Origin of the sequence: Undibacterium sp. FT79W, assembly GCF_014284215.1 — a bacterium.
Classification (GTDB): domain Bacteria; phylum Pseudomonadota; class Gammaproteobacteria; order Burkholderiales; family Burkholderiaceae_D; genus Undibacterium; species Undibacterium aquatile.
On the sequence record NZ_JACOGB010000003.1, the window covers coordinates 142,649 to 154,720 of the forward strand.

At 53.0% G+C, this 12,072-nt stretch carries 6 protein-coding genes; 2 read left to right on the forward strand and 4 right to left on the reverse strand.

Going from position 1 to position 12,072, the window contains the following annotated elements; all coding sequences use genetic code 11:
* Positions 1-136: 136 nt before the first annotated feature.
* Together icmF and H8K38_RS06115 are read right to left on the reverse strand one after the other, a co-directional pair.
* Positions 137-3,499 (reverse strand): fused isobutyryl-CoA mutase/GTPase IcmF, encoded by a 3,363-nt coding sequence (gene icmF / locus H8K38_RS06110; protein ID WP_186883915.1) that lies wholly within the window; start codon positions 3,497-3,499, stop codon positions 137-139.
* Between the two features lie 287 nt (positions 3,500-3,786).
* Complete coding sequence (locus H8K38_RS06115; protein ID WP_255422844.1) at positions 3,787-7,401, reverse strand: indolepyruvate ferredoxin oxidoreductase family protein; 3,615 nt, start codon at positions 7,399-7,401, stop codon at positions 3,787-3,789.
* Between the two features lie 574 nt (positions 7,402-7,975).
* On the opposite strand from H8K38_RS06115, the gene H8K38_RS06120 reads away from it, so the two are divergent.
* Together H8K38_RS06120 and H8K38_RS06125 are read left to right on the forward strand one after the other, a co-directional pair.
* The gene (locus tag H8K38_RS06120; protein ID WP_186883916.1) at positions 7,976-9,337 is read left to right on the forward strand and encodes a cystathionine beta-synthase; all 1,362 of its coding nucleotides are present in this window, start codon (positions 7,976-7,978) and stop codon (positions 9,335-9,337) included.
* A gap of 78 nt (positions 9,338-9,415) precedes the next feature.
* Positions 9,416-10,564 carry a PLP-dependent aspartate aminotransferase family protein gene (locus H8K38_RS06125; protein ID WP_186883917.1) on the forward strand — a complete coding sequence of 383 codons (1,149 nt, stop codon included), beginning with the start codon at positions 9,416-9,418 and terminating at the stop codon, positions 10,562-10,564.
* Between the two features lie 16 nt (positions 10,565-10,580).
* Here the strand turns inward: H8K38_RS06125 and H8K38_RS06130 are convergent, their stop codons facing one another.
* Positions 10,581-11,519, reverse strand: a complete 939-nt coding sequence (locus tag H8K38_RS06130; protein WP_186883918.1) for a LysR substrate-binding domain-containing protein — start codon at positions 11,517-11,519, stop codon at positions 10,581-10,583.
* A 2-nt stretch (positions 11,520-11,521) separates the two neighbouring features.
* Entirely contained in the window at positions 11,522-11,968 is a 447-nt protein-coding gene (locus H8K38_RS06135; RefSeq protein WP_186883919.1) for an Lrp/AsnC family transcriptional regulator, read from the reverse strand.
* Between the last annotated feature and the right edge of the window lie 104 nt (positions 11,969-12,072).

The following is a 12,072-nucleotide window of genomic DNA, read 5'->3' on the forward strand; positions in this document are numbered from 1 at the left end:
CGCCTCGATTAATCGATCAGATCCGTGAGCGTTTGCATAAAAAAATCCCGGAACTCGTCCGGGATTTTTTATGTGCAGTTGCTGTTGACGGTGCACACATCTATGCGACAGCGCATTGGATTGATGAGCGGGTCAACTACATATTGCGGCGGTACTGCCCGCCCACTTCAAACAAGGCGGTGGTGATCTGGCCGAGCGAACAGACCCGTGCTGCGTCCATCAGTTTTGCAAACACGTTTTCATTGTTGATCGCGGCTTGCTGCAACGCTGCCAGTGCTTGCGGTGCCACGTCGGCATGGCGTTGATGGAAATCCGCCAGGCGCGTCAGTTGCGACTGTTTTTCCTCTTCGGTTGAACGTGCCAGTTCTATCTTTTGCGGTACGTCGTTTGCCTTAGGATTACGGAAGGTGTTCACGCCTATGATAGGCAGGGTGCCGTCATGCTTCAGGTGTTCATAATGCATGGACTCTTCCTGTATCTTGCCGCGTTGGTAGCCGGTTTCCATCGCACCCAGCACGCCGCCGCGTTCGGCGATACGTTCAAACTCTTGCAGCACCGCTTCTTCCACCAGGTCGGTGAGTTCTTCGATGATGAAGCTGCCCTGAATCGGGTTTTCGTTTTTCGCCAGACCCCATTCACGGTTGATGATCAACTGTATCGCCAGTGCGCGACGGACTGATTCATCAGTCGGTGTGGTGATCGCTTCGTCATAAGCATTGGTATGCAAGCTGTTGCAGTTGTCGTAAATCGCGATCAGCGCTTGTAGCGTGGTGCGGATATCGTTAAAGTCGATTTCTTGCGCATGCAGACTGCGGCCCGAAGTCTGAATGTGATATTTCAGTTTCTGACTCCGATCATTCGCGGCGTATTTGTCACGCATCGCGACTGCCCAGATACGGCGCGCCACCCTACCCAGCACGGTGTATTCGGGGTCCATACCATTGCTGAAGAAAAAGGACAGATTCGCGGCGAAATCATCGATGTGCATGCCACGGGCGAGATAGGCTTCGACAAACGTGAAACCGTTCGACAGCGTGAATGCGAGCTGCGAAATCGGATTCGCACCGGCTTCAGCGATGTGGTAACCGGAGATCGACACCGAGTAGAAATTACGTACCTGATGATGCACAAAATATTCCTGAATATCACCCATCACCTTGAGCGAAAATTCAGTCGAGAAGATGCAAGTGTTCTGCCCCTGATCTTCTTTCAGAATATCGGCCTGTACCGTACCGCGTACATTCATCAGCACCCATGCGCGGATTTTGGCGGCTTCGTCGGCAGTCGGTTCGCGCTTGTTATCAACGCGGAATTTATCCATTTGCTGATCAATCGCGGTGTTCATGAAGAAGGCCAGTATCGTCGGTGCCGGGCCATTAATCGTCATCGACACTGAGGTCGCCGGATCGCACAGATCGAAACCGTCGTACAGCACTTTCATATCATCCAGCGTCGCCACCGACACGCCTGAGTTACCGATTTTGCCGTAGATATCAGGGCGAATCGCTGGGTCAGCGCCATACAGCGTGACCGAGTCAAACGCGGTCGACAGACGCTTGGCATCCATGCCTTGCGACACCAGTTTAAAGCGGCGGTTAGTACGGTAAGGATCGCCTTCACCGGCGAACATACGGGTCGGGTCTTCGCCTTCGCGTTTAAACGCAAACACACCGGCGGTATAGGGGAAAGAGCCGGGCACATTTTCCAGCATCAGCCAGCGCAGGATTTCTCCGTGATCGACAAAGCGTGGCAAAGACACTTTGCGTATCGTCGTGCCAGACAAGGATTTGTAAGTCAGGCGGGTACGAATTTCCTTGTCGCGGATTTTGACGACATATTCATCACCGGAATACGCCTGCTGCATATCAGGCCACATGCTGATCAGTTTTTTGGATTCGACATCGAGCTGGGCGTCTTTATCGCTGGCAAGCTGATTCAGTTCAAACGAAATATCGTTTTCGCGCAGGCGGGATTGCAATTCCCCGGCCTGCGCTGCCTGCGGGCGAACGAGCACCGGAGCGCGGCCGCTTGCATGCAGATGCTCATGCAGCATGCGCGCCGATTCGTGCAGTTGCTGGCGTTCGCGTGCCAGCACCACTTGCTTGGCGGTATGCTTATGATAGCCACGCACGGTGTCGGCGATTTCCGCCAGATAACGGCTACGGGCTGGCGGCACGATCACGTTTTTAGCGCTGGAAAATTTCACTGTCACCGGTGCCAGTTTGCCTGGAATAGCTTTCAGGCCACGCGCGGTCAGCGCTGGCAGCAAGCCCTGATACAGCGCCGTGACGCCATCATCATTAAAGCGCGAAGCCTGCGTGCCATAGACTGGCATCTCGTCAGGCTTTTTGCTCCACAGTTCGCGGTTGCGCTGATATTGTTTAGCGACGTCGCGCAAGGCATCCTGCGCGCCTTTGCGGTCGAATTTATTGATCGCCACGAAATCGGCGAAATCCAGCATATCGATTTTTTCGAGTTGCGAAGCAGCGCCGAATTCCGGTGTCATCACATACATCGATACATCGACATGCGGCACGATCGCCGCATCGCCCTGACCGATGCCGGAGGTTTCCACGATCACCAGATCGAAGCCAGCCACTTTGCAAGCCGCGATCACGTCGGGTAAGGCCTGAGAAATTTCTGAACCGGCTTCGCGCGTAGCGAGCGAGCGCATGAACACGCGCACCTGCCCGGCCCAAGGGTTAATCGCATTCATGCGGATGCGGTCACCGAGCAAGGCACCGCCCGATTTGCGACGCGAAGGGTCTATCGAGATCAACGCGATATTCAGTTGATCGTCCTGATCGAGGCGGATACGGCGGATCAGCTCATCGGTCAGCGAGGATTTACCTGCGCCACCAGTGCCGGTAATGCCGAATGCTGGCACAGTGATTTGCTCTGCGGCTTTCAATAATTCGGCGCGCAATTCTGGTTTGACGCTGTCGTTTTCCAGCGCGGTAATCAACTGCGCCAGCGGGCGGTGCTTGGTCGTGATGTCGCCTTCCGTCAGCACATCGAGCGAGGTCGGTGCGTAGCTGGATAAGTCGATGTCGCACGCCTGTATCATCGACAGAATCATGCCGACCAGCCCCATACGCTGACCATCTTCCGGGCTGAAAATACGCGTCACACCGTAAGCATGCAGATCGGCAATTTCTTCCGGCACGATGACACCACCGCCACCGCCGAACACTTTGATATGCGCGCCGCCACGTTGTTTCAGCAGGTCTATCATGTATTTGAAATATTCAACGTGACCGCCCTGATAGCTGGAAATCGCAATGCCTTGTGCATCTTCCTGCAAGGCAGCGGTGACGATTTCTTCGACCGAGCGGTTATGGCCCAGATGAATTACTTCGGCACCATTCGCCATCAGGATGCGGCGCATGATGTTGATCGAGGCATCATGGCCGTCGAACAGGGATGCGGCAGTAACAAAGCGCACTTTATTCGCAGGTTTATATTCGGTCAGATTCTGGGCTACGGACAGGTCAGTCATGTCTTCCTCAACAAGGTATGGCAAAGGTTTGCGCTCTGGGCGGCGGATTTCCTTTGCTGATTAATTATGCAGCTAAGTTATATGACGTTAACGTAAACGTCAATGAGTATATGTAAGCAGGTAAAAAACGCGACACTCAATACTGACGCGGCTTACAGGCCAAAAATGGCTCAGCATGCCCATGCAGATTGAGTACCTGAAAAATATTCACGCTTCCGGTCATTACTTCCTGATCACAAGCGAGCCCCTGCCATCAAAAAGCAGCGGCAGGAGCACGCTCGCCAGCATCAGGCGACGCGGGAAAGTTCGGTTACCGTCGTTTTTTGCTGATCGAGCAAGGCGGCTTTTTCAGCATAGTAGGTTTGTAGCGACTTTTCCTTCACGTGACCGAAACCACGGATATGTTCCGGCAGATTGGCCAGCGCCACCGCCTGTTCCAGATTGTCCTGATTCAGACCTGACGTCAGGTTCAGGATCAGATCACGGTAATCGGTAATCAGGGCGCGTTCGGATTGACGTTCCGCGGTATATCCAAAGATATCCAGCGCCGTGCCGCGCACACTTTTGCATTTCGCCAGCAGTTTAAATGCCTGCCAGACCCATGAGCCGTATTGCGCTTTGACCAGATGACCTTGCCCATCCTTCTTCGAGAAAATGGGAGGCGCCAGATTGAATTTGAGACTGAAATCGCCTTCAAACTGTTGTTTGAGTTTGTCAGTAAATTCACCATTGGTGTACAGACGCGCGACTTCGTATTCATCTTTGTACGCCATCAGTTTGAAATAGTATTTCGCCACCGCCGTACTCAGACGATTACCCTGACCCAAGGCGCTTTCCGCACTGCGCACACGGCTGACCAGATCGCTGTATTGCGCGGCATAGGCGGCATTCTGATAAGCCGTCAGATAGTCAACGCGGCGCTGGATCAGCTTGTCCAGACTTTGCGGCATGCTCACAACGACGCTCTGAGCAGGAATCGCAATTTTTTCGACTTTCGGCAGATCGACGGCAGCGCGACGGCCCCACAGGAAAGCCTTTTTATTGGAGTCTATCGCTACGCCATTGAGTTCTATGGCTCGCATCAGCGCGGCTTCCGATACCGGAATTGCGCCTTTCTGATAAGCGAAACCCAGCATGAACAGATTGGTCGCAATCGAGTCCCCCATCAGCGCGGTGGCCAGGCGGGTCGCATTGATGAAATCAACCTTGCCAGCTACCGATTCATCGATCAGATGTTCAACCGACTCCAGCGGGAACTGCCAGTCTGCATTTTTAGCAAACGCGCCGGTAGGCTGCTCATGAGTATTCACCACCGCACGGGTACGGCCTGCACGCATTTTGGAAATCGCATCATGCGCGCCAGCGGTCAGGATGTCGCACCCCAGGATCAGATCGGCTTCACCGGTGGCGATGCGTTGCGCACGCAGTTTGTCAGCCTGTTCGATGATGCGGATATGCGAAGTCACCGAGCCGTTTTTCTGCGACATACCGGTCATATCCAGCACCGATGCGCCCTTGCCCTCCAGATGCGCCGCCATACCCAGCAAGGCACCGACGGTAATCACACCGGTACCACCGATACCATTGAGCAGTATGTTATAAGCGCTGCTACAAGCCGGCAGTTGTGGCTCAGGCAAAGCACCGAAATCATCATTCTTTGCGGTGCCGGTTTTTGATTTGCGCAGTTTGCCGCCTTCTACTGTGACAAAGCTGGGGCAAAAACCTTTGACGCAGGAATAATCCTTATTGCAGGACGACTGATCGATCACGCGTTTGCGGCCAAATTCTGTTTCCAGCGGCATCAGCGAGGTACAGTTGGATTGCACGCCGCAATCGCCACAGCCTTCGCATACTGCGTCGTTAATGAACAGACGCTGATTCGGGTCAGGGAATTCGCCTTTTTTGCGGCGACGACGTTTTTCGGCGGCACAGGTCTGATCGTAAATCAGCACGCTGCAACCAGCGATTTCGCGCAATTCGCGCTGTACCGCATCCATGTCTTTACGGTCGTGCAGCGTAACCATCTCCGGTAATTGCGAGCGGTCGCTGTAACGCAACAAATCTTCTGTCACCAAGGCGATACGCTTGACGCCTTCGGCCGCCATTTGCTGCGCCATCATAGGCACGGTAATGGTGCCGTCGACGGGCTGGCCACCGGTCATCGCGACTGCATCGTTATACAAAATTTTGTAGGTGATATTCACTTTCGCCGCCACCGCCGCACGGATCGCCAGATAGCCGGAATGGAAATAGGTGCCGTCACCGAGATTCTGAAACACATGCGGTAATGTGGAAAACGCCGCCTGACCTATCCACGGTGCGCCCTCGCCGCCCATGTGAGTCGTGAGCTTATTGTGTTCAGGATAAATTGCGGTCGCCATCACATGGCAACCGATACCAGCCAGCGCCAGGCTGCCTTCCGGTACCTTGGTCGAGGTATTGTGCGGACAACCCGAGCAATAGTAAGCCGGACGCGCCGGGGTATTCACCTGCTTGGTCAGCACCACGTCTTTCGCTTCCAAAAAAGCCAGACGCGCTTTGATCAGGTCGCTAGTATGGAAGCGTGCAATCCGTGACGAAATCACACGGGCAATCTGCGCCACAGAAAAATCAGCCTTGGAAGTCAGCAGCCATTCACCGCGCGGATGTACCCATTCACCTTTTTCATCAAACTTACCAATCACACGTGGACGCACATCGTCGCGCCAGTTATACAACTGTTCTTTGAGCTGGTATTCCACCATCTGGCGTTTTTCTTCGACGACCAGAATCTCATCCAGCCCTTGTGCAAATTCGCGTATGCCATCCGGTTCCAGCGGCCACGGCATCGCGACTTTATACAGGCGGATACCGATCTCGGCGGCGAACTGTTCATCAATGCCCAGTTCTTCCAGTGCTTCCAGCACATCCAGATAAGATTTACCAGACGCGACAATACCCAGTCTGGCATGCGGGCTGTCTATCGTTACGTGATTGAGCTTATTGGCACGCGCATACGCCAGTGCGGCATAGATTTTGTAATCCTGCATCAGCGCTTCCTGCTTACGCGCCTGTATGCCCAGCGTGTCCAGCGATAAACGCGTATTGAGACCGCCTTCCGGCATCACAAAGTCGTCCGGTATCTTGATCTGCAAACGGAAGGGATCAGCATCGACCGAGGCGGTGGATTCCACCGTATCGGCCAGTGCCTTAAAGCCTACGGCGCAGCCGGAAAAACGCGACATCGCCCAGGCATGTAAGCCCAGATCCAGGTATTCCTGCACATTGCAGGGATACAGCATAGGGATCATGCAGGCAGAAAAAATATGGTCAGACTGATGCGGCAAGGTTGACGAATAGGCACCATGGTCATCACCGGCCACCAGCAAGACGCCGCCATGTTTGGCGGTACCGGCATGGTTCATGTGTTTGAACACATCGCCGCAGCGATCTACACCCGGGCCTTTGCCATACCACATAGAAAACACACCATCGTATTTGGCAGGGCCGATCAGATCGACAGTCTGGGTGCCCCACACGGCAGTTGCGGCCAGATCTTCATTCACACCCGGTACGAACTGTACGTGATTTTGTTCTAATAATTTTTTGGTTTTCCACAAAGTCTCATCGAGACCACCGAGCGGGGAACCGCGATAACCGGAAATAAAACCGGCCGTATTCAGACCCGCAGCCAGATCGCGCTGGCGTTGTATCATCGGCAGACGGACTAGTGCCTGTATGCCTGAGAGAAAAATCGTTCCGCTGTTGGACGTGTATTTATCGTCGAGCTGCACATCGTGCAAAACCGGTGAAGTCGCAGGATTAACTGAAGTTGCAGACGGGATTGTTGCTGCTGAGGTGGACGGGCTTGCGCCTGAGGCGGACGAAGGTCCAGCAGACCCCATCGTGGTGTCGGTTGACATAGTGGCTCCAAAATTTGTGATTTTTGATCGCAAAGAACATGCAGAGCGTCCGGTAAGACACACATTTGTTCGTCACCTGTAGCGAGGTATCGGGTACAGGTTCATTGCGTTGGCTGAGATAGCAGCCATTTTATTCGAATCCGGGACAAAACTCGATAGTCAGAGCAGCCATTACCATTGCAATGCTAAATACGTCGCCACCGGGAATACGATTGATGACTCAGTTATTTTCAGTACGGCCTTTTGTCCAGATCCGGAAAGAGTTCAAAGAAAGCTTTCGAAATTATCGCTGCAGCGCTTTCCCGACTTCCTTTGAAATCTGCTGTGTTCACAGTGTAGATCGCCCGATGGATTATAGAAAATACGGAATTCAAATACGGGTATCATAAAAATTGATAGCTAAATTCTGCGCCTGCTATTAGTTCAAAAATAAGCGTCTCACTTCCGACGGTATGCATTTTTTGCATTTGTTAGTACGAATTCATTCTTTCTTTGAATTCCAGCGGCACTGCTAAGATTTCACGCCTCAGATTGCCAAATTGCAATCTTCTACCTTATTGCACATTCCCCAAATATGTCTTTTGATCCTGTACTCACACTCATAGGTAATACGCCAGTTGTCCGCATCCAATCACTGGATACCGGTCTGTGCGAACTGTATGTCAAACTGGAAAACCAGAATCCCGGCGGCTCTATTAAAGATAGGATCGCTCTTTCCATGATAGAAGCGGCCGAGCGCAGCGGTGACCTGCAACCCGGCGGCACGATCATTGAAGCTACCGCAGGCAATACCGGGCTGGGGCTGGCGTTGGTGGCAATCCGCAAAGGCTACAAAATCAAGCTGGTGGTGCCGGATAAAATGAGCACAGAAAAAATCCAGCAACTCAAAGCGATGGGTGTGGAAGTCTTGCTGACACGTTCGGATGTCAACAAAGGCCATCCGCTTTATTATCAGGATTATGCCCGCCGCATCGCTGATGAAACGCCGGGATCGTATTACATCGATCAGTTCAATAACCCGGCCAATCCGCTTGCACATCAAACCAGTACCGGACCGGAAATATGGCAGCAGATGGAAAACAGACTCGATGCGATTGCGGTCGGTGTCGGCTCCAGCGGTACCTTATCCGGACTCAGTGCCTATTTTTCGACCACAGCACCAGAACTGGAATTTGTACTCGCCGATCCGCAAGGATCGATTCTCGCTGATTATGTAGAAACCGGCAGCTACGGCACTGCTGGCAGTTGGCGCGTCGAAGGCATCGGTGAAGACTTCATCCCGCCACTTGCGGATTTTTCTATGGTGAAAAGTGCGTATCGGATCAGCGATGAAGAAAGTCTGTTCACCGCCCGCGCCCTGTTAGAAAAAGAGGGTTTGCTGGCGGGTTCTTCGAGCGGCACACTGATTGCCGCCGCGCTGCGTTACTGCCTTGCGCAAACCGAACCTAAACGGGTACTGACTTTCATCTGCGACAGCGGCAATAAATACCTCTCCAAGCAATTCAACGATAACTGGCTGGTTGATCAGGGTTTGCTGCAACAACCGCAACACGACAATCTGACTGACCTGATTACACGGCCTCATCAGCGTGGTGCCACTGTCTTTGCACGCCAGGAAGACACACTGGCAGATGCGTATCAGAAAATGCGCCGTCACGACATTTCGCAAATGCCAGTCATAGAAGGCAATGCACAGCTGGTCGGCATCATTGATGAGTGGGATATTTTGCTGGCACTGCGCACCGATAAAGCCAACTTTACGCAGCCAGTACGCCAGGTGATGAGTAAGGATCTGGTGACGCTGCATCCGCACGACCCACTGGAAAACCTGCTCGGTATCTTCCGCGAAAACAAGGTGGCACCCGTCATCGATGGCGACAATTTTCTCGGCCTGATTACACAAACCGATGTGATCAACTACTGGCAACGCCATTAACCCGGCCACCGTCGAAAACCAACTGGCACCGCGACGTACCGCCATCTGACAGTCTTCATTCATTTTTAGGAAATAAACATGTCTCACCCCGATACCCTGAGCGTACACGCAGGCTACCAGCCAGATAGCACTGGCGCGGTCATGCCACCAATTTATCTGAGCTCCACCTACGCGCAACGCGCTCCGGGCGAGCACAGTGGCTTTGAATATGGGCGCAGCGGCAATCCCAGTCGTCAGGCTTTCGAGCGGGCGCTGGCAGAATTGGAAGGCGGCACTGCCGGTTTCGCCTTCGCTTCCGGTCTGGGAGCTATGACGACAGTACTGGAATTACTAGAAGCAGGCAGCGAAATCGTTGCAGTGGACGATTTATACGGCGGTGCATGGCGCTTATTTGAACAGGTCAAAGCACGTAGTGCTGGTTTAAAAGTACGCTATGTCGCGCCCGATGATCTGACCGCTTTGCGATCAGCAATCACACCTGCCACAAAACTGGTCTGGCTGGAAGTGCCGACCAATCCGTTGCTGAAATTTCCGGATATCGCTGCCATCACGGAAATCGCGCGCGGCGTTGGCGCGTTGACGGTTGTTGATGCGACCTTCGTCACACCTTACCTGTTGAAACCACTGGAATTCGGTGCCGATATCGTACTGCATTCGATCACTAAATATCTGAATGGACATTCTGACGTGATCGGCGGTGCTGTCATCGTCAAAGATCAGGCGCTGGCAGATAAGCTGCGCTGGTTGCAAAATGCAGTTGGCGCAGTATTGGCACCGTTCGACAGCTTTCTCGCGCTGCGTGGCTTACGTACCTTAGCTTTGCGCATGCAAAGACACAGCAGCAATGCGCTGACACTGGCAAGATGGTTGCAACAGCAAAGCGGAATCAGCGATGTGATTTATCCCGGCCTCGCCTCGCATCCACAGCACGCACTCGCGCAACGTCTGCTACCCAAAGGGCAAAGTGGCATCATCTCCATCAGACTCAACACCGATACCGCTGGCTTGCGACGCTTCGTCGCGGCACTGAAATTATTTACGCTGGCGGAAAGTCTTGGCGGCGTAGAAAGTCTGATTAACCATCCGTGGTCGATGACACATGCAGCAATACCGGAAGCATTGCGTATTGAAAGAGGCATAGGTGAAAATTTACTGCGCCTGTCGGTCGGTATCGAGCATCCTGCTGATTTGCAAGCGGATCTGGCGCAGGCTTTAGCGGCGATCTGAACACCAACGGCGGGGCTTACGACATCAGACTGCGCGTATGTGGCCAGACCCGGTGCTGACAAAGTTGCCGGGTAACGTCGAGTACCAGCTTTTCGACGGCCATGGCCGCATTTGTCAGCGGGATATTTTTCGACGAACACAGCGTCACAGTACGCGATAACTTCACATCGCTGACAGGCCACGCCAGCAACTCTCCGCGTTCGATTTCCGCCAGCATCGGTGCGACCGGCAAAATGGTCGCGCCCATGTCGGCCAGCAATGCTGATTTCAGAATGGCAATTGAGGTGATATCAATCACCTGCTCGATTTCCAACCCATGTTCACGTGCCACTTTTTCTATTCCTGGCCGCACACCATGTTGAATACTCGGCAGGATCAACGGCGTCTGCAATGCCTTTTTCAGACTGATGCTTTTGCGTTTACAGGCAAACTGCGAATCGGCGCGGGTGATATACATCATTTCTTCTTCGACCAACGGTGTGCATGCGAAATGATTTTGCAGTTGTCCATCATTAAACAGAATAGCGAGATTCAGGCGGCCTGATTTCAACTGCTCGGTCAGATTGCCGGTCAGCTCTTCTGTGAGCTGAAATACGATATCCGGAAACGCCGCACGCACCGCCGTTAACAATGGGAAAGCGAGCGCTCCGGAAACGCTTTGCGGTATGCCAAGCGCCACAGTACCACTGGGCTTGTCGGTTGATTGGGTGACAGCTGATTTGGCGTCACTAACCTGTTTCAGTATGGCTTGCGCATGTTCATAAAACAGCTTGCCGGCATCGGTCGCCTGCATACCCTGCGCTGACCGATGCAGCAAGGTGGCACCCAATTCTTCTTCGAGATGTTGTAATTGTTGTGTCAATGCAGGCTGTACGATATGCAGCACTTTCGCCGCACGTGACAAGGAACCATGATCCACAATCGCGATGAAATAACGTAACTGGCGCAGTTCCATATTTACTCCACGGGTTTGATCGCACGCCGCTCGATTGATGAAGACAAAATCAGTGAAGTCGATGTCACGCCACAGCGGGCAAGGCTGGCAATGACCCGTTCCAATTCGCGGACAGATGAAGCGACTACTTTAACGATCACGCAATCTTCACCAGTAATAGCGTGACATTCGACCACTTCTGGTACCTGCTCAGCAATTTTGACGACGGGCATGTCACTGGAACGACTTGCTATCCGTACAAATGCGGTGATGCCATAACCTAAGGCTTCCGGATTGACGTGTGCGTGGTAGCCGGTAATCACCTTGGCGGCTTCCATGCGCTTGATGCGCTCCGCCACTGCTGGCTGACTCAGATGTATGCGACGGCCAATTTCGGCCAGCGTCACCCTGGCATCTGCCTGCAAAATATCTAAGATACGGGCGTCCATCATGTCTAATTCAATCTTCATGGTGAAATCGTCTTTTTTTAATTAATTTAAAAGAAATGTACCTGATTTACCTTGAACTATCCATTTAAAAACAAGGCAGAGTTCCCTACACTATTCCACATTCA

What these genes read in the sequence shown, in the direction of transcription:
- icmF (WP_186883915.1), bottom strand. Translation starts at nt 3,499, where the DNA reads ATGACTGACCTGTCCGTAGCCCAGAATCTGACCGAATATAAACCTGCG.
- H8K38_RS06115 (WP_255422844.1), bottom strand. Translation starts at nt 7,401, where the DNA reads ATGTCAACCGACACCACGATGGGGTCTGCTGGACCTTCGTCCGCCTCA.
- H8K38_RS06120 (WP_186883916.1), top strand. Translation starts at nt 7,976, where the DNA reads ATGTCTTTTGATCCTGTACTCACACTCATAGGTAATACGCCAGTTGTC.
- H8K38_RS06125 (WP_186883917.1), top strand. Translation starts at nt 9,416, where the DNA reads ATGTCTCACCCCGATACCCTGAGCGTACACGCAGGCTACCAGCCAGAT.
- H8K38_RS06130 (WP_186883918.1), bottom strand. Translation starts at nt 11,519, where the DNA reads ATGGAACTGCGCCAGTTACGTTATTTCATCGCGATTGTGGATCATGGT.
- H8K38_RS06135 (WP_186883919.1), bottom strand. Translation starts at nt 11,968, where the DNA reads ATGAAGATTGAATTAGACATGATGGACGCCCGTATCTTAGATATTTTG.